General features: G+C 68.5%; 15 protein-coding genes. 7 read left to right on the forward strand and 8 right to left on the reverse strand.

Going from position 1 to position 18854, the window contains the following annotated elements:
• Positions 1 to 3 precede the first annotated feature (3 nt).
• Together xylA and HD600_RS10190 are read right to left on the reverse strand one after the other, a co-directional pair.
• Positions 4 to 1191 carry a xylose isomerase gene (xylA, locus tag HD600_RS10185; protein ID WP_144795836.1) on the reverse strand — a complete coding sequence of 396 codons (1188 nt, stop codon included), beginning with the start codon at positions 1189 to 1191 and terminating at the stop codon, positions 4 to 6.
• A gap of 84 nt (positions 1192 to 1275) precedes the next feature.
• On the reverse strand, positions 1276 to 2274 hold the full coding sequence (locus HD600_RS10190) for a LacI family DNA-binding transcriptional regulator (RefSeq protein ID WP_184283445.1): 999 nt from the start codon (positions 2272 to 2274) through the stop codon (positions 1276 to 1278).
• Between the two features lie 190 nt (positions 2275 to 2464).
• Here HD600_RS10190 and HD600_RS10195 point away from each other — a divergent pair, with 190 nt between their 5' ends.
• From HD600_RS10195 to HD600_RS10225, 7 genes are all read left to right on the forward strand, one after another.
• Positions 2465 to 3766 carry an extracellular solute-binding protein gene (locus tag HD600_RS10195; protein WP_184283453.1) on the forward strand — a complete coding sequence of 434 codons (1302 nt, stop codon included), beginning with the start codon at positions 2465 to 2467 and terminating at the stop codon, positions 3764 to 3766.
• 8 nt (positions 3767 to 3774) lie between these two features.
• The gene (locus HD600_RS10200; protein ID WP_396652259.1) at positions 3775 to 4785 is read left to right on the forward strand and encodes a carbohydrate ABC transporter permease; all 1011 of its coding nucleotides are present in this window, start codon (positions 3775 to 3777) and stop codon (positions 4783 to 4785) included.
• Positions 4786 to 4838: 53 nt separating this feature from the next.
• Positions 4839 to 5672, forward strand: coding sequence for a carbohydrate ABC transporter permease (locus tag HD600_RS10205; RefSeq protein ID WP_184284817.1), 834 nt, complete (start codon positions 4839 to 4841; stop codon positions 5670 to 5672).
• A 2-nt stretch (positions 5673 to 5674) separates the two neighbouring features.
• Positions 5675 to 8101 carry a beta-xylosidase/alpha-l-arabinosidase gene (locus HD600_RS10210; protein ID WP_184283456.1) on the forward strand — a complete coding sequence of 809 codons (2427 nt, stop codon included), beginning with the start codon at positions 5675 to 5677 and terminating at the stop codon, positions 8099 to 8101.
• Entirely contained in the window at positions 8098 to 9675 is a 1578-nt protein-coding gene (locus HD600_RS10215) for a glycoside hydrolase family 43 protein (RefSeq protein WP_184283457.1), read from the forward strand. The genes HD600_RS10210 and HD600_RS10215 overlap by 4 nt, the downstream gene beginning before the upstream one ends.
• A gap of 39 nt (positions 9676 to 9714) precedes the next feature.
• Positions 9715 to 10878, forward strand: a complete 1164-nt coding sequence (locus HD600_RS10220; protein ID WP_184283460.1) for an ROK family transcriptional regulator — start codon at positions 9715 to 9717, stop codon at positions 10876 to 10878.
• Between the two features lie 157 nt (positions 10879 to 11035).
• Positions 11036 to 12361, forward strand: coding sequence for a short-chain fatty acid transporter (locus HD600_RS10225; RefSeq protein WP_144796056.1), 1326 nt, complete (start codon positions 11036 to 11038; stop codon positions 12359 to 12361).
• A gap of 34 nt (positions 12362 to 12395) precedes the next feature.
• Here the strand turns inward: HD600_RS10225 and HD600_RS10230 are convergent, their stop codons facing one another.
• The 6 genes from HD600_RS10230 to HD600_RS10255 are packed head-to-tail and all read right to left on the reverse strand — an operon-like array spanning position 12396 to position 18802.
• Positions 12396 to 13205 (reverse strand): HpcH/HpaI aldolase family protein, encoded by an 810-nt coding sequence (locus HD600_RS10230; protein WP_184283462.1) that lies wholly within the window; start codon positions 13203 to 13205, stop codon positions 12396 to 12398.
• Positions 13190 to 13975 carry a 2-keto-4-pentenoate hydratase gene (locus tag HD600_RS10235; protein ID WP_144795829.1) on the reverse strand — a complete coding sequence of 262 codons (786 nt, stop codon included), beginning with the start codon at positions 13973 to 13975 and terminating at the stop codon, positions 13190 to 13192. Before HD600_RS10235 ends, HD600_RS10230 begins: the two co-directional genes overlap by 16 nt.
• A gap of 26 nt (positions 13976 to 14001) precedes the next feature.
• Positions 14002 to 15168 carry a 3,4-dihydroxyphenylacetate 2,3-dioxygenase gene (gene hpaD / locus HD600_RS10240; protein WP_144795828.1) on the reverse strand — a complete coding sequence of 389 codons (1167 nt, stop codon included), beginning with the start codon at positions 15166 to 15168 and terminating at the stop codon, positions 14002 to 14004.
• Position 15169: 1 nt separating this feature from the next.
• Positions 15170 to 16672: a 5-carboxymethyl-2-hydroxymuconate semialdehyde dehydrogenase gene (gene hpaE / locus HD600_RS10245; protein ID WP_144795827.1), complete on the reverse strand. Its 1503-nt coding sequence runs from the start codon at positions 16670 to 16672 to the stop codon at positions 15170 to 15172.
• Positions 16673 to 16685: 13 nt separating this feature from the next.
• Entirely contained in the window at positions 16686 to 17360 is a 675-nt protein-coding gene (locus HD600_RS10250; protein WP_144795826.1) for a GntR family transcriptional regulator, read from the reverse strand.
• Positions 17357 to 18802 carry a fumarylacetoacetate hydrolase family protein gene (locus HD600_RS10255; protein WP_184283464.1) on the reverse strand — a complete coding sequence of 482 codons (1446 nt, stop codon included), beginning with the start codon at positions 18800 to 18802 and terminating at the stop codon, positions 17357 to 17359. Before HD600_RS10255 ends, HD600_RS10250 begins: the two co-directional genes overlap by 4 nt.
• Positions 18803 to 18854: the final 52 nt, after the last annotated feature.

Genomic DNA, 18854 nt, shown 5'->3' on the forward strand with positions numbered 1-18854 from the left:
CGATCAGCGAGCGCCGAGCAGGTGCTCGGTGGCGAGCTGCTGCAGGCGGACGAACCCGAAGCCCTTGCCGCCCAGGTAGGCGTCGGCGTCGAAGTCCTCGAAGGCGCTGCGGTCGGCGAGGAAGTCGTCGTACGACTCGCCGGGGTTCAGCGTCGGGGTCGACAGCTCGTCGACCTTGGCTGCAGCCAGCGCTTCCTGGACCTCGGGGTCGGCGCGGAAGGCCGCGGCCCGCTCCTTGAGGAGCAGGTAGGTGCGCATGTTCGCCGCAGCGGACTCCCACACGCCCTTCTCGTCCTCGGTGCGGCTGGGCTTGTAGTCGAAGTGACGCGGGCCGTCGTAGGCGGGAACGCCACCGGGGCCGCCGTTCTCGAGCAGGTCGACGAGCGAGAAGGCGTTGTGCAGGTCGCCGTGCCCGAACACGAGGTCCTGGTCGTACTTGATGCCGCGCTGACCGTTGAGGTCGATGTGGAAGAGCTTGCCGTGGTACAGCGCCTGCGCGATGCCCGCCGTGAAGTTCAGCCCGGCCATCTGCTCGTGGCCGACCTCGGGGTTGACGCCGAAGAGCTCGGAGCGCTCGAGGGAGTCGATGAACGCGATCGCGTGACCGAGCGTCGGAAGGAGGATGTCGCCGCGCGGCTCGTTGGGCTTGGGCTCGATGGCGAAGCGGATGTCGTAACCCTTGTCGGTGACGTAGTCCCCGAGGAGGTTGACGGCCTCGCGGTAGCGCTCCAGCGCCTGGCGCACGTCCTTGGCGGTGTCGTACTCCGCGCCCTCGCGGCCGCCCCACATCACGAAGGTCTTCGCGCCGAGCTCGGCACCGAGGTCGAGCTGACGGAAGACCTTACGCAGCGCGTAGCGACGCACGTCGCGGTCGTTGGAGGTGAAGCCGCCGTCCTTGAAGACGGGGGCGCTGAACAGGTTCGTCGTGACCATCGGGATGACCAGACCGGTGTCGTCGAGCGCGCCCTTGAGGCGGTCGATCTGGGTCTGGCGTTCGGCGTCGGAGGAGCCGAACGCGAACAGGTCGTCGTCGTGGAACGTCAGGCCGTAGGCGCCGAGTTCCGCGAGCTTCTCCACGGCGTGCACGACGTCGAGGGCGGGACGGGTCGGGCCGCCGAACGGGTCGGTGCCGTTGTACCCGACGGTCCAGAGGCCGAACGAGAACTTGTCTTCACGGGTGGGGGTGGGCATGGCTGCTCCTCTGCAGGCGGTGACCGAATATAAGTTGTGATGCACAACATATATCACTCCTCGCCGGTCCGCAATCGCGGTCGATCACCGGCGCGGCGGTGCGGTGGACTCGCGGACGATCAGCGTGGTCGGCATCCGCACGGGATCCGGGTCGTCGCCGTGCAGGATGTCCAGCAGCATCCGCACCGCCGCCGTGCCCATCTCCGGCAGCGGCTGACGCACGGTCGTCAGCTGGGGGGTGTGCGAGGCGGCATCCAGGATGTCGTCGAAGCCGACGACCGAGAGGTCGGCGGGCACGCGCAGACCCCGCTCCGTCGCCACGCGGATCATCTCGATGGCGGAGAGGTCGTTGGCGGCGAAGACGGCGGTCGGCGTGTCGTGAAGGTCGAGGATGGCGTGCGCTCCCTCGGTGGAATCGGCGGTGCGGTATCCGCCCTCGGCGACGAGTGACGGATCGAACGGGATGCCGGCGGCATCGAGCGCGTCGCGGTACCCCTGCTCGCGCTCGCGCGCCGATTCGAGGTCCGTGCGTCCGCGGAGGTGGGCCACGCGACGGTGCCCGAGTGACAACAGGTGGGCGGTGGCCGCCCTCGCCCCGTCGACGTTCGCGACACTCACGGTCGCGGCCTCATGGCCCCCCACATGCGGGTCGACGGCCACAGTCGGCACGGATGCGTGGGTCGCGGTCGAGGTGGGGGTGACGAGGATCGCGCCGTCGATGAGCGTGCCGCCGAGCTTCGACAACGAGCGCCGCTCCCACCCCGCGTGTTCCCCCGCCGAGACGCTTCCCGCGTAGGCGAGGACGTCGTAGTCCGTGTTGTCGAGGGCATCCGAGACGCCGCGGAGCAGCTGGAGCGCGAAGGGTTCGAACTCGGCGACGAGCACGCCGATCACGTGCGTGCTCCGCCGGCGCATGGACGTCGCGACCAGTGAGCTCTCGTACCCGAGTTCGGCGACGACACTCATGACGCGTGCGAGCGTCTCGGGGGAGACCCCGTAGCGCCCGTTGATCGCCTTCGACACCGTCGCCACCGACACTCCGGCGGCGAGAGCGACGTCATTGATCGTTGTCCGGCGATTCATGGCCTCATGATAGCCGCGTTGTCGAAAACGTTATCGATATCGATTGACATATCCGCGGATCGGGTGTCAGAGTGGGCTTCAGCCAGATTGCGGTTGCTGGCAACAAATTGTGACCGAGGCATGGTCACGGCAGAGATCCCATCGCCCTGAAGCGGTGATGCAGTCACTCGATGAAGAGGAGAACACGGCAATGAAGACGCGCAATGCTCGAGCTGCTGCGGCGGCGGTCGCGGGCCTGATGGTCCTTGGTCTGGCCGCCTGTTCCGGCGGATCGAACGGGTCCAGCGGTGCCGACGAGAACGGTGAGACCACCCTCACCATGTGGCACAACTCGACCACCGGTCCCGGGAAGCAGTACTGGGAGGACGCCGCAGCGGCGTTCCACGAGGAGAACCCGGAAGTGACGATCAAGGTCACCTCCATCCAGAACGAGGACATGGACGGCAAGCTCCAGACCGCCGTCAACTCCGGCGACATGCCGGACATCTTCATGGCTCGCGGTGGCGGCAAGCTCGCCGACATCGTCAGCGCCGGTGCGGTCAAGGACCTCACCGACCTCGTCGACGACGACGTGAAGGCCGCCTTCGGCGACGCCCCCTTCAGCGCGTTCAGCGTCGACGGCAAGATCTACGGCATGCCCAGCGCCGTCCTCCCCGGCGGCATCTTCTACAGCAAGGACCTCTTCGAAGAGGCCGGCATCAGCGGTGAGCCCACCACGATCGCCGAGCTCGAGGATGCGGTCGACAAGCTGAAGGCCGCCGGCATCGAGCCGATCGCCCTCGGCGCCAAGGACGCGTGGCCCGCTGCGCACTGGTACTACTTCTTCGCCGTCCGGGCGTGCGGTGAGGACCTCATCTCGAACCTCGCCACCAACCCCGACTTCAGCGACGAGTGCTGGCTGACCGCGGCGGAGAACCTCTCCGACTTCGTGGCCATCGAGCCGTTCAACAGCGGCTTCCTCACGACCTCCGCACAGGAGGGCGCGAACTCGTCCGCCGGCCTCGTGGCCAACCACAAGGCCGCGATGGAGCTCATGGGCGCCTGGGACGTGGGCGTGATCGCCGGTCTCACCCCCGACGAGCAGCCGCTGCCCGACCTCGGTTGGTTCCCGTTCCCCGAGGTCGAGGGCGGTGAAGGTGCCCCCGGCGCCATGATGGGCGGCGTCGACGGCTACTCGTGCTCTGCGAACTCGCCCGAGTCCTGCGAGCAGTTCCTGAACTTCATCTCCTCGAAGGAGTGGCAGGAGAACTACGCCGAGGCGTTCCAGACGGTCCCCGCATCGCAGGACGCTCTCGGCGCGGTCACCGACCCGTCGCTGATCCCGCTGATGGAGGCCTACAGCAACGCGCCGTACGTGGCGCTGTGGCTGGACACCGCCCTCGGCCAGAACGTCGGCAACGCGTTGAACACCGGTGTCGTCGAGATGCTCGCGGGTCAGGGTGACCCGGAGAAGCTCGTCGCGAACATCAGCAACGCCGCAGCGAGGGGCTGAGCCGGACGATGACCGACACCCAGGTGATGGCGGACGCCGTGCCTGAGAGCGACACACCCACCGGGGCCGGCGCCACGCCGGCCCCGGTGCGCCGCCGGCCCCGCGCCGACTGGCGCAAGCGCGGTGAGATCGCACTGCTCTCCGGCCCCGCACTGCTCATGTTCCTCGGATTCGTCATCTTCCCGGTGGCGATGGCGGGGTTCTACGGCTTCTTCAAATGGAACGGCTTCGGCTGGCCCACCGAGTTCGTCGGTCTCGACAACTACGTGCTGCTGTGGGAGGACAACTCGTTCCGCGACGCGGTGCTGCACAACTTCATCATCGTGGTGCTGTCGCTCGTCATGCAGGGGCCGATCGCGATCCTGTTCGCCCTGCTGCTGAACCAGAAGATCCGCGGGCGCTCGCTGATCCGCGTGCTGATCTTCATGCCGTACGTGATCTCGGAGGTCATCGTCGGCATCGGCTGGAGCCTGATGATGCAGGATTCCGGCGCGGTGAACTCCCTGCTCGAGAAATGGGGCCTCGAAGCCCTGCAGCAGTCATGGCTGGCCAATCCTTCCCTCGCGATCTGGACCCTGATGGTCATCATCACGTGGAAGTACATCGGCTTCGCCGTCATCCTCATGCTCGCCGGCATGCAGTCCATCCCGGAAGAGCTGTACGAGGCGGCCGCGATCGACGGCGCCGGCTTCTGGAAGATGCAGTGGAGCATCACGCTCCCGCTGCTGGGCCCGACCATCCGGATCTGGGCGTTCCTGTCGATCATCGGATCTCTCCAACTGTTCGACCTCGTCAACATCATCTGGGGCCAGTACATCGCCTCGACGGCCGGCACCTCGACGATGGCGACCTACATGTACCAGAACGGCCACCTCGCCGGCAGCTACGGCTTCGGCAACGCCGTCGCCGTCATGCTCTTCCTCATCTCGCTCGTCATCGCGCTCACGTATCAGCGCTTCGTCCTGCGACGCGACACCGAGGGTGCGGTCACGGGTGCAAGCGGAAGGAAGCGGAAGTGACCACCGACAATCTGAAGACGTCGCTGTTGGTCCAGCCCAAGCGACCCAGCGGCATGCGCCGCGCGCCGAAGGTGCGCTGGGGAAGCCCCGGCGTGTACCTCATCGCGATCGTGCTGATCACGATCTGCATCACCCCCGTGCTGTACATCGTGATCGGTGGCTTCCGCACCAACGCCCAGATCACGCTCGACCCGTCCGGGTTCCCCTCCCCGTGGGAGCTGGGCAACTACGGCGATGTGCTCGCGAGCTCGGAGTTCTGGACGGCGATGGTGAACTCCACCATCACCGCGGTCGGCACGACCGTCGGAGCCGTCCTGCTCGGGCTCATGGCCAGCTACGTGATCGCCCGGTACAACTTCGGCGGGCGCGGAGTCATGTACGCGGTGTTCGCCGCCGGTCTGATGTTCCCCATCACCGTCGCGATCACGCCGCTGTACCTGCTGATCCGCAACCTCGGTCTCGTCAACAGCCTGGCCGGCATCATCCTGCCTCAGATCGCGTTCGCCCTGCCGGTGACCATCATCATCCTCGTCCCGTTCCTGCGGGCGATTCCGAATGAGCTCGAGGAGGCCGCCGCCATCGACGGCGCCTCGCGGCTGGGCTTCTTCTGGCGCATGGTGATCCCGCTGAGCCTTCCCGGCGTCATCACCGTCGGCATCCTCGCGTTCGTCGGCTCGTGGAACGGATACATGCTGCCGCTGTTCATCCTCAGCGACCAGAGTCTGTTCACCCTCCCGCTGGGTGTGCAGAACTTCGCATCGCAGTACTCGGTGAACACGGCACGCGTCCTCGCGTACACCTCGCTGTCGATGCTGCCGGCGCTGATCTTCTTCAGCCTGTTCGAGCGTCGTATCGTCGGCGGACTCACCGGCGCAGTGAAAGGCTGAGCATGACCAACGACACCTCGCTGCAGAGATCGGCCGCGCCCGCGGACATCCCGGCATTCCCCATCGGATCCGAACGGGTCGCCGCGCTGCTGGAGCAGATGACCCTCGAGGAGAAGGCTGCGCAGCTCGTCGGCTACTGGCTGGACCAGGGCGGCGACGTGGTCGCGCCGATGCAGAACGAGATGGGCGGCGCGGAGCGCTCGGGTGCCCTCGCTGAGATCACCCGCCACGGCATCGGTCACTACACGCGCGTGTACGGCACGCGCCCGGTCGATCCGACCGAGCGCGCCGCCTGGCTGTGGGAGGAGCAGCGGCGGCTGAAGACCGAGACGCGGCTGGGGATTCCCGCGCTCGTGCACGAGGAGTGTCTGACGGGACTCGCCGCGTGGAAGGCGGCGACGTTCCCCACCCCGTTGGCGTGGGGGGCCACCTTCGACCCGGAGCTCGTCGCCGAGATGGGGGCGCTGATCGGGGAGTCGATGCGAGAGATCGGCATCCACCAGGGGCTCGCCCCTGTTCTCGATGTCGTGCGTGATCCGCGCTGGGGGCGTGTCGACGAGTGCATCGGCGAGGATCCGTACCTCGTCGGCACCGTCGGTACGGCGTACGTGCAGGGGCTGCAGTCCGAGGGCGTCCACGCCACTCTCAAGCACTTCCTCGGCTATTCGGCCTCGCGGGCGGGGCGCAACCACGCCCCGGTCTCGGCCGGCACCCGTGAGGTCGCCGATGTGTTCCTGCCGCCGTTCGAGATGGCGATCCGCGACGGCGGCGTGCGCAGCGTGATGAACAGCTACACCGAGATCGACGGCGTCCCCGTGGCGTCGGATCCCGAGCTGCTCACCGGTCTGCTGCGCGACCGGCTGGGGTTCGACGGGGTCGTGGTCGCCGACTACTTCGCCGTCGCGTTCCTCGAGGTGATGCACGCCGTCGCCGCCGACCGCGGTGAGGCAGCGGGTCTCGCGCTGACGGCGGGGATCGACGTCGAGCTGCCCTCCGGTGATGCCTACCTCGAGCCGCTGGTGGAGCGCGTGCGTTCCGGTGCACTCGACGAGGCGTACCTCGACCGGGCCGTGATCCGCGTGCTCACCCAGAAGGAGCAGCTCGGTCTGCTGGAGCCGGACGTGTTCGAGGACGATGCGCCGACGGACGTGGACCTGGACACCCCGCGGCATCGCGACGCGGCACGCCGCCTCGCCACCGAATCCCTCGTGCTCCTCTCCAACGACGGGGTCCTTCCACTCGCAGCAGACGCCAGGCGCATCGCCCTGATCGGGCCGAACGCCGACCGGGCGGAGGCGCTGCAGGGCTGCTACTCCTTCGCGAACCATGTGCTCGCCCATCACCCCGACCACGAGATCGGCTTCGAGATCCCGACGGTGCGCGAGGCCCTGGTCAGAGCGCTCCCGGATGCCGAGATCGTGCACGTCCGCGGCTCGGAGGTCGAAGGCGTCGACCGCTCCGGCTTCGCCGAGGCGGCGCAGGCGGCGTCGGATGCCGATGTCGCGATCGTCGTGGTCGGCGATCAGGCCGGACTCTTCGGCCGGGGCACGGTCGGAGAGGGCAACGACGTGGAGTCCCTCGATCTCCCCGGCGTGCAGCGCGAGCTCGTCGAGGGCATCGTCGCCACCGGAACCCCGGTGATCATGGTGCTCCTCACGGGCCGCCCATACGCGATCGGCTGGGCTCTGGACGAGGGGGGCGAACGACCCGCCGCCGTCGTGCAGTCGTTCTTCCCCGGCGAGGAAGGGGGCACGGCGATCGTCGACGTCCTCACCGGTGTCTCTGCGCCGTCCGGGCGTCTTCCCGTCACCCTGCCGCGATCGGCGGGTGCACAGCCCTACAGCTATCTGCACCCCATCCTCGGCGGTCCGTCGGATGTGACCTCGACGGACCCGTCACCGGTCCGTCCGTTCGGGTTCGGCCTGACCTATACCTCCTTCGTGTACGACGACCTCGCCGTGGACGCGGAGGCCGCCACCCACGGCCGGTTCACCGCCTCGGTGACCGTGACGAACACCGGCGACAGGGACGGCACCGATGTCGTGCAGCTGTACGCGCGGGACGTCGTCGCCTCCGTGACCCGCCCTGTGGCGCAGCTGCTCGGGTACGCGCGTGTCGACCTCGCTGCCGGTGAGTCGCGTCGCGTGAGCCTGGACGTGCCCGCCGCACGGCTCGCCTTCACGGATCGCCGTGGGACGAGGATCGTCGAACCCGGCGACGTCGAGGTCTGGTTCGGGTCGCACGCCGAGGCGATGCCGGCCCAGGCTGACCCCGAGGGGGCGACGGGGGGAGCGATCTCCAACGCGCGCGACCGCGGTCGCCGGGAGATCCCCGGTGCGTCGACGGAGCGAGCGCGCATCGTCCTCACCGGCGACGTGCATCCCGTCTCCGGCGCGGACGCGCGGCTGGTCGACGTCTCGATCGGATGATCACCGCAGCGAACCCGATCCTTCCCGGGTGTCATCCCGATCCCTCGATCTGCCGGGTGGGCGACGAGTACTTCCTGGTGACCTCGACGTTCGAGTATCTGCCGGGGTTGCCCGTCATGCGCTCAACGGACCTGGTGCGCTGGGAGACGATCGGGCACGCGATCGACCGACACGGGATGCTGGACTTCGACGGCATCCGGTCATCCGGGGGACTGTACGCGCCGACGATCCGGCACGACGGCGAGGTGTTCTGGATCGTCTGCACCCTCGTGGATCAGGCGGACCCCTCGCGCGGGGGGAACTTCGTCATCACCGCCGACGACCCGGCCGGACCGTGGAGTGACCCGATCCGGCTGGACGCGGACGGCATCGATCCGTCCGTGGCCTTCGATGCGGACGGCCGGGTGTGGATGCACGGCACCCGGCTGGCGCGGGAACCGCAGTGGCACGACCAGACCGAGGTCTGGGTACGCGAGTTCTCGCGGACCGAGCGCGCCCTGGTCGGTGAGGAGCACGTCATCTGGCGCGGTGCCGTGCAGGGCGTGGTGTGGGCCGAGGGGCCCCATCTGTACCGCCTCGACGGTCGCTGGTACCTCGTCGCGGCCGAGGGCGGGACGGAGTTCCATCACGCGGTGAGCGTGGCGAGAGCCGATGAGGTCACAGGGCCGTACGTCGGCAACCGGGCCAATCCCGTCCTCACACACCGGCACCTCGGGCGCGGCGCCGGTGTGATCGGTGCCGGGCACGCCGACCTCGTGCAGGCCCCGGACGGGTCATGGCATGCGGTCATGCTCGCGATGCGCGCCGCGGACGGACACCACTATCCGCTCGGCCGCGAGACGTTCCTGTGCCCGGTGACCTGGGAGGACGGCTGGCCGGTGTTCGCCCCGGGTCTCGGTCGCCTGCCCGACGAGGTGGCGATTCCCTGGACGGATGCCGCGATGGAGGAGGGCACGTGGCAGCCCGATGACCGGCGACCCGGTCTCGTCCCCGCGGACGATCACCGATGGACCTCGCTGCGCGTCCCGCCCCAGCATGTGGCCCGTGCTGACGACGACGGGTCGTGGATGCTCCCCGTCCGCACGGAGGTCCTGTCCGATCCAGGAACCGTCGCATTCCTCGGGCTCCGGCAGCAGCACGCCGATGTCGACGTGACCTGCACGATCGAGACGACCGATCTGGCGGACGGGGAGACGGTGGGATTCGTCGTCCGACAGTCCGAGCGCGACCACGCCGCGGTGCAGATCACCAGGACGCCGGAAGGGCTTGTTCTCGAGGTCGTCCATCGCCAGGCGGACAGCGAGCAGATCCTCCTGCGGCAGGACAGGGCGTTCGCGTCTTCGGTGGCGCTCGGTGTCCGCGCTCGAGGCTGGTCGTATGAGCCGGTCTGCGACGGCGAGGGCCTGCCCTCCGTCGACGCCCGGACGCTGGATGCCGCGGCCACCGGAGGATTCCTCGGAATGTGGTTCGGTGTCTTCGCCACGAGCAACGGGCGTGCACCGCGAAGCCACGTGCGCATCTCGGACGTCGTCTACGCGCCGTCCGAGGAAGCCGTCCAGAGGCCGCTACCCTGAGGGCAGCACAGCCCCACGCGTACAGGAAAGAGTTCACCGATGAAGGAACGCGCGACCGCCGTCGAGGCGGTGCGCCGCACGAACCTCGGTGAGGTGTTGCGGCTGGTGCATCATGAGGGGACGCGCTCACGGTCACTGATCACCGCGGAGACGGGCCTGAACCGCTCGACGGTCGCCGACCTCGTGACCGCTCTCGTCGAACGCGGGCTCGTGGTGGAGCAGGAGCCCGATCCCACCAAGCGCGTCGGTCGGCCGAGCCCGTCGGTCTCGGCGAACGCCGACGTGATCGCCATCGGGGCGAACCCGGAGGTCGACGCGATCGAGATCGGCGCCGTCAGTCTCGGGGGAGGGCTCCGAGCGCGGGCCCGCATCGAACGGGACGGGGTGCCGAGCGTCGCAGACGCGGTCGCGACGATCGCCGACACCGTCGCGCAGTGGCGGGAAGACGAACTCGCCGGCTGCCGCCTCATCGGCGTCGGCGTCGCTGTGCCCGGGCTCGTCCGGGCGGCGGACGGACTCGTGCGGCTCGCACCGCACCTGAACTGGCGTGACGAGGACATCGCCTCTCCGCTGGCTGATGCGCTGGACATGCCGGTGGCCGTCGACAACGACGCCTCGCTCGGCGCACGGGCCGAGCATCTCTTCGGAGCCGCGCGGGATCACGCCGACATCGTCTATCTCAACGGCGGTGCGAGTGGTATCGGTGGCGGACTGATCCTCGACGGCTCGCTGATCCGCGGCGCCGGCGGGTATGCGGGAGAGTGGGGACAGACGCGTCCCGGCATCCCGAACGATGCGTATCGCCGCACGCACGACGGTGTCCTCGAGGACGAGGTGAGCCGTGCACGGCTGCTCGCGGCGGCGAAGCTGACGGGCGGGGACGACGCGGCGCTCGCCGCCGCGCTCGCCGCCGAACCCGGCCCGACTGCGGAGGAGGAGGTCGCCAGGCAGCGGCACGTGCTGGCGGCGACCATCAGCAATGCGGTCAACGCCCTCAACCCGTCGATGATCGTGCTCGGTGGTTTCCTCGGCATCCTGCGCGATCGCGATCCGGAATCGTTCGACGCGGATGTGCGCGCTCGTTCGCTCGCTGTCGCGGCCGACGAGGTGCAGATCGCCTCGGCCGCACTCGGTCGCGATCGCCTGCTGATCGGCGCCGCCGAGGCATCCTTCGCCGCGCTGCTGGCGGATCCGCTCGGCTGAACGTCGCCACTGGCTGGCCGTTCGTCCAGACCGCGCGCGGCACGCGGGGTCCGGGCCGGTCGTCGCGGTGTCCCGTTGCTATGGTGGCGCCGGAACATCGACCGGACGAAGGAGTTCGAAAGTGACCAAGACAGAGCCGCAGCGCCGCCGCGGCGTGATGCGCCCGATCAACCGCTTCCTGGAGCGGTGGATTCCCTCCGCATTGACGTTCGCGATCGTGTTGACCCTGATCGTGGCCGTCCTCGCCATGACCCTGACCCAGACCAGCCCGGTCGACGTCGTCAAGGGATGGGGAGACGGCCTCGCGGGTCTGCTCGCGTTCATGACCCAGATGTGCCTCATCCTTCTCCTGGGGTACATGCTCGCCAACACCCGTCCGGTGCAGAAGCTGCTGCGCCGACTGGCGCGCGTGCCGGGCAGCGCCGGATTCGCCTACGTCTTCGTGTTCGTCATCGCGGCGATCGCGAGCCTGATCACCTGGGGACTCGGCCTCATCGTCGGCACGCTGCTCGCGCGAGAGATCGCCGTCGAGGCGCGCAAGAACGGCATGAAGGTGCACTTCCCGCTGCTCGTCGCCGCCGGGTACTCCGGCTTCGTCGTCTGGCACATGGGCTACTCGGGCTCCGGCCCCCTCACTGCGGCGACGCCCGACTCCTTCCTCATTCCGAGCCTGGGCGGCGAGGTCCTCCCGATCACGGAGACGACCTTCTCGACCTGGAACATGCTCGCCGCTCTCGCGGTCATCGTCGTGGTGGGCGCGCTGATGTTCGTCATCCGTCCGAAGCAGGGCGATCCGGTGTACGAGCTTCCCTCGCACGTCGGCTCGGAGGAGACCGGCGAGTACGACGACGAGGTGGTGACCCCGGCGGACCGCATCGACGCGTCGCGCATCCTCACGACGGTCATCGGCGCGGGCCTGGTCATCTACCTCATCGTGCACTTCGTGCAGGGCGGCACTCTCACACTCGACATCGTGAACTGGTCGTTCCTCGCGCTGATCATGCTGCTCGTTCGGAGCCCGTTCGAACTCATCCACCTGACCAAGAAGGCCGCGGCGAACGTCGGCGAGATCCTCGTGCAGTTCCCGCTCTACGCCGGCATCCTCGGGATCATGTCCAGCTCGGGGCTGATCGCGCTGTTCTCCGACGCGTTGGTCTCGATCGCCACCCCGACCACGTTCGGTGTGCTGGCGCTCCTGTCGGCGGGCATCGTGAACTTCTTCGTCCCCTCCGGCGGCGGACAGTTCGCCGTGCAGGGGCCGATCATGCTCGATGCGGCCGAGCAACTGGGCGTCGACCCGTCGATCGCCGTGATGGCCGTGGCATACGGCGATCAGTGGACGAACATGATCCAGCCGTTCTGGGCGCTCCCCGTCCTCGCGATCGCCGGACTGAAGATGCGCGACATCCTCGGGTACACGTTCATCACGCTCCTCGGTTCCGGCGTCGTCATGGCGGCGACCCTGCTGCTCGTCAGCCTCTGACGTCGCGGCGGGTACCGAGAAGGAGTGCGCCGGGTCAGTATCCGGCGCGCTCCTCGGCGGCTGCGCCCGGGATCCACTCGGCCGCGAGCTTCTCGGTCGCGCGCGCGAGGATCGAGACGTCCGCCGCGACGAGGACGAAGGAGGCGCCGGCATCGAGATAGCGCCGGGCGGTGGCGGGCGTGAACGCGTTGACGCCGACCGGTTTGCCCGCGGCGCGCACGTCGGCGATCGTCCGCTCGACGGCCGCCGAGACGTCCGGATGCTCCTGCTGACCGAGCAGCCCCATGGAGGCGGCCAGGTCGCTCGGGCCGACGAAGACCGCATCCACCCCGTCGACCTCGGCGATCGCGCGCGCATGGCGCACGGCGGTCTCCGTCTCGACCTGGACGCTCAACGAGGTGATCTCGTGCGCGCGCGGGAGGTAGGAATCGATCCGCCCCCATTGCCCCGCCCGTGCCAGCGCACTGCCCACACCGCGGATGCCGCGCGGCGGGTACCGTGTCGCCGCGACGGCTGCGGCAGCCTCCTCCGCGCTGTCCACCATCGGCACCAGCAGGTTCTGAGCGCCGACGTCGAGGACCTGCTTGATGAGGGTGGCGTCCGCCGACGGCACCCGCACGACCGGTGTGATCGGGTACGCGGCGACGGCCTGCAGGAGGCCGAGGATGGACTCGAGGCCGATCGGGCTGTGCTCGGCGTCGATGAGGGTCCAGTCCAGACCTGAGCCGGCGATGATCTCCGCGGCGATCGGACTTCCCGAGGAGATCCACGCTCCCACGAGAGGGCGGTCGGCCTCCGCGAGCGCGTCGCGGAAGGATAGCCGGGCGGCTACACGAAACGGCATGTGATCTCACCCATCTCTCGATAGTCGCAGCGCACCTCGTCGCCCCGGGACACCCACATCGGACGGGTGAACGACCCGGCCAGGATGATCTCGCCGGCCTCGAGGTGCGCACCGTGCTGATGGAGCTTGTCGGCCAGCCACGCGACCCCCGTCGCCGGATGACCGAGGACGCCGGCGGCCACACCGGTCTCCTCGATCTCGCCGTTGCGCGACAGGACGCCGGGCACCCAACGGAGGTCGATCTCGTCCGGTCGCATGTGCACGTCACCGAGCACCATGGCGCCGTAGGCGGCGTTGTCGCTGATGGTGTCCACGATCGTGCGGCCCTCGAGCTCGATGTGCGAGTTCAGCACCTCCAGAGCGGGCACCGCGTAGTCGATGGCGGCGAGGGCATCCTCGAGAGTGCAGTCCGGGCCCCGCAGCGGCGACTTCAGCATGAACGCGAGCTCGACCTCGATGCGGACGTTCGAGAACTCGTCGAAGCGGATGTCCGAGCCGGACGCGTACACGGTGTCCTCGAACATGACGCCGTAGTCGGGCTCGGTGATCCCGGTGGCCTGCTGCATCGCCTTCGAGGTCAGCCCGATCTTGCGCCCCACCATGCGGCGGCCGGCGGCGACGTTCTTGTCGCGCCAGATGCCTTGGATCGCGTACGAATCCTCGATCGTGGCATCCGGATACCTCGCGGTGATCCGTGGGATCACGCTGTGGGTGCGGTCGGCCTCGGCGAGTTCCTCCGCGATGCGGTCGATGATGTCAGGGTCCAGCATCCGTCCTCCTCGAGTGTCCGGGTCCGCTAGAGCTGGTGGCCGAGCTTGTACTCGCCCTGCTTGTACTCGGGCATCGACGTCTCGCCCTCGTCCTTGCGAGTGTAGGAGAAGCCGTCGGCGCCGATCGTGACCGCCATCTCGCTGTCGTCGGTGCGGGCGACAACGGGCTGGGGGTTGCCGTCGAGGTCCAGCACGAGGGACGCCTCGGTGTACCACGACGGGACGACGGGGTTACCCCACCAGTCGCGTCGCTGGTTGTCGTGCACGTCCCATGTGACGACCGGGTTGTCGGGGTCGCCGGTGTAGTAGTCCTGCGTGTAGACCTCCACCCGGTGCCCGTCGGGGTCCCGCAGATAGAGGTAGAACGCGTTGCTCACCCCGTGGCGGCCGGGGCCCCGTTCGATGACGTCGGACCGGCGCAGGGCGCCGAGCTTGTCACAGATGGCGAGGATGTTGTGCTTCTCGTGCGTGGCGAAGCACACGTGGTGCATGCGCGGCCCGTCGCCACCGGTCATCGCGGTGTCGTGCACGGTGGGCTTCCGCCGCATCCACGCCGCGTAGACCGTGCCTTCTTCATCCTGGATGTCCTCCGTCACCCGGAAGCCGAGGTCCTGCATGAACTTCACGGCGCGCGGCACGTCGGGGGTGACCTGGTTGAAGTGGTCCAGGCGCACGAGCTCGCCGGGGATGTGCAGGTCGTAGCGCCACGACATCCGCTCGACGTGGTCGGTCTGGTGGAAGAACTCGTAGGGGAAGCCGAGCGGATCGACGACCCGCACCGAGTCTCCGATGCCCTTGACGAAGCCGTTCGGCTCGCGCCGCACATCGCATCCGAGTTCCGTGTAGAACTCGACGGCACGGTCGAGGTCCTCCGGCGTCCGTACCCGGTACGAGAACGCCGCGACGGCGGCGACCTCACCGGCTCGCAGTACGAGGTTGTGGTGGATGAACTCCTCCGTGGAACGCAGATAGATCGCCTCGTCGTCCTCCTCCGTGACGTACAGCCCGAGGACGTCGACATAGAACTGACGTGATGCCGCGAGGTCGGTGACCACGAGCTCCATGTACGCGCAGCGCAGGATGTCCGGCGGGGAGGCCTGCGGGGTCGCGATGGGGTGCGGGGTCTCGATCGGCGCCTCCTGGCTGACGAAGAAACCGGAGGAGGTGAGTGTCATGTCTTCACGATGGGTCATGTCAGCGTCCTTGCTTGCCGAAGACGGGGTTGTGCACCTCGCCGAGGGTGATGTGCACCGCCTGCTGGTCGGTGTAGAAGTCGATCGAGCGGTATCCGCCCTCATGACCGAGGCCGGAGGCCTTCACCCCGCCGAACGGTGTGCGCAGATCCCGGACGTTGTTGCTGTTGAGCCACACCATGCCGGCCTCGACGGCGCCGGCGAAGTTGTGGGCGCGCTTGAGGTCGTTGGTCCAGATGTAGGCGGCCAGGCCGTACTTCGTGTCGTTCGCCAGCGTGAGGGCCTCCTCGTCGCTGTCGAACGGCGTGATCGCCACGACAGGACCGAAGATCTCCTCCTGGAAGATGCGGGCCTCGGGAGGGACATCGACGAAGACCGTCGGAGCGACGTAGTTGCCGAGCTCGAATCCCTCCGGCCGGCCGCCACCGGCGACGAGACGCCCCTCGGTCTTGCCGATCTCGATGTAGCTCATCACCTTGTCGTAGTGCTCGGGGTGCACGAGCGCCCCGACCTCGGTCGTGGGGTCGTGCGGCGAGCCGACCTTCACGCGCTTCGCCTGGGCCGCGTACTTCTCGACGAACTCGTCATAGACGGTGCGCTCGACGAGGATGCGTGAACCGGCCGTGCAGCGCTCGCCGTTGAGGGAGAAGACGCCGAAGATCGTCGCGTTGACCGCCTCGTCGAGGTCCGCGTCCGCGAACACGACGGCGGGCGACTTGCCGCCGAGCTCCATCGACAGTCCCTTGAGGAACGGGGCGGCGTTGGCGAAGATCACCTGGCCGGTCGAGCTCTCACCGGTGAAGGAGATGAGGGGGACGTCCGGGTGCTTCACGAGTGCGTCGCCGGCATCCTCTCCCAGGCCGTTGACGAGGTTGAAGACGCCCTTCGGCAGCCCGGCCTCCTCGAAGATCCCGGCCCACAGGGATGCCGACAGGGGAGTGAACTCGGCGGGCTTGAGCACCACGGTGTTGCCGGTCGCGAGGGCGGGACCGAGCTTCCACGACTCGAGCATGAACGGGGTGTTCCACGGCGTGATGAGTCCCGCGACGCCGATCGGCTTGCGGTTGACGTAGTTGATCTGCCGACCGGGAACCTTGAAGGTGTCGTCGGCCTGGGCCACGATCAGGTCGGCGAAGAACCGGAAGTTCTCGGCCGCTCGGCGCGCCTGGCCGAGTGCCTGCGTGATGGGCAGTCCCGAGTCGTACGACTCCATCTCGGCGAGGCGCGCATCGCGGGATTCGACGATGTCGGCGATCCGGTGCAGCACCCGAGCGCGTTCCCGCGGCAGCATCCTCGGCCACGGGCCCTCCACGAACGCCCGCCGTGCGGAGGCGACGGCGAGGTCGATGTCGGCCTTCTTCCCCGCGGCGGCCGTGGTGTACGTCTCGTTCGTCACCGGGTCGAGCACGTCGAACGTGTCGCCGTCGACCGAGTCGACGAAGGCGCCGTCGATGTAGTGCTGGATGTGATCGGGCAGGTCTGCCGGAATGCGGGCGTCGTTCATGGTTCCTCCCGGGTCAGTGGACGTGCGTGCCGAGGGCGTCGGGGTGTTCTGCGGTCAGGTAGGCGTCGAGCGTGGATGCGTGGTGTCGCCGGGCGGCGTCCTCGATCTCGGATGCCGTCGCGCCGCTCTCGATCAACGCGAGGATCTGCTCGTGCTCGCGGACGGATTCGTGTGCGCGGCCGGGAACGAAGCTGAACGTGGAATCGCGCAGCCGGTTCAGGCGCTGCATCTCGAGCGTGACGAGTTCGCGCAGCCGGGGGTTCGGGCACGGTGCGATCAGCGCGGCGTGGAACTGCTGGTTGAGCTGCGTGAACGCCGAGGGGTCGAAGTGGTCGAGCGTCTCGATCATGCGCTCGTTGACGGCGCGGGCGGCGGCGAGGTCGTCTGCGGTGAGGTGCGGTGCCGACAGGGCGGTCGCACTGCCCTCGAGGATGCTCAGGGCCTCCATGCTGTGGCGGTACTGGGTGTCGTCCACCATCGCCACGCGGGCACCGACGTTGTGCTCGAAGTGCACGAGGCCCTCGGCCTCCAGCTGACGGATGGCCTCGCGGACGGGGACGACGCTCATGCCCAGCTCGCCGGCGATACTCCCGAGTACGAGCCGGTAACCGGGGGTGTAGGTCTGGACGGCGATGCGCTCCTTGAGCCAGTGGTAGGCCTGCTGTGACTTGCTCGGTGGTCTGATCATCGCTCGGCCTCGTACTTCGCGCGCCACTGCGCGTTCATGGGGAACAGGCCGTCGACCGGATGCCCCGCCTCGACCTGCGCGGCGATCCAGGTGTCCTCCTCCTCCTGGGCGAGGGTCGCGTCGACGACCTCCTCGGCGAGGTGCGGAGGGACCACCACGACGCCGTCACCATCACCGACGATGATGTCCCCTGGCTGCACGGCCGCACCGCCGCAGCCGATCGTGACATCGAGCTCCCACGGCACGTGCTTGCGTCCGAGGACCGAGGGGTGCGGACCGTGTGAGAACACCGGCAGTCCGATCCGGGTCACCTCGTCAAAATCGCGCACGCCGCCGTCCGTGACGACGCCGGCGGCCCCGCGGGTCTTCGCGCGCAGGGCGAGGATGTCGCCCAGGGTCCCTGTGGTGGCATCGCCGCGCGCCTCGATCACGATGACCTCGCCGTCGCCGACGGCGTCGAACAGACGCTTCTGGGCGTTGTATCCGCCGCCGTGCCGAGCGAACAGGTCTTCGCGTGCGGGGATGAAGCGCAACGTCCGCGCGGTGCCGACGATCTTCGTGCCGGGGATGTTCGCGGCCACACCGTCGATGAAGCAGGAGTGCTGACCGCGCTTTCGCAGCTGCGATGACAGGCCGGCCGTCGGGGCGCGCTCCAGCTTCGCGCGCAGGTCGGGGGAGAGGAGTGCGGTCTTCGGCTCGAGGCCGGCGTCCTCGCGGGAGCCCCATGCTTCGGTGCGCTGGAGGTCGTCGACCGACGGCACCGACCCGAGGGACCCGTCGAACGGCACGTCGCCCTGCGTCACGGTGGTGATCAGTCGCCCGGACGTCGGGGCCCCGGGAGCATCCGGCGCGTCCACCTCGACCTCGACGACGTCGCCAGGGACGATGACGGAGGATCCCGCCGGGGTGCCGGTGAGGATCACGTCTCCTGTTTCGAGCGTGAAGTGCTGTGAGAGGTCGGCGACGAACTGTGCGAGCGGGAAGATCAGCCCGGCGGAGGTGTCGTCCTGGCGCAGCTCGCCGTTGACCCAGGTGCGGACCCGAAGGCCCGCCGGGTCGACGGTGCGGGCATCGATGAGGGCCGGGCCGAGCGGGGTGAAACCGTCGCCGCCCTTGGAGCGCACGTTGGACCCCTTGTCGTTCGCGCGCAGGTCGTAGAGACCGAGGTCGTTGGCGGCGGTGACGGATGCCACGTGCGACCATGCGTCCTCGAGGGAGACGCGTCGGGCCGGGTCGCCGATGATGAGGGCGATCTCGCCTTCGAACGCCAGCAACTCGGTGCCGGCCGGGCGTTCCACGACCCCACCGGATGCCGCGACCGAACTGGGGGCCTTGAAGAAGTAGGAGGGGTGGGCGGGGCGGCGGCCGCGCTGATCGGCGCGCGACGCATAACTGAGGTGGATCGCGATGATCTTGCCGGGGCGGGCGAACGGGTCCGTCACTGCAGGCGCCTCCTTGCGTCGAACATCGCCCTTGTGCGATGTATTTGAAATC

The organism is Microbacterium ginsengiterrae, assembly GCF_014205075.1.
Classification (GTDB): Bacteria; Actinomycetota; Actinomycetes; order Actinomycetales; family Microbacteriaceae; genus Microbacterium; species Microbacterium ginsengiterrae.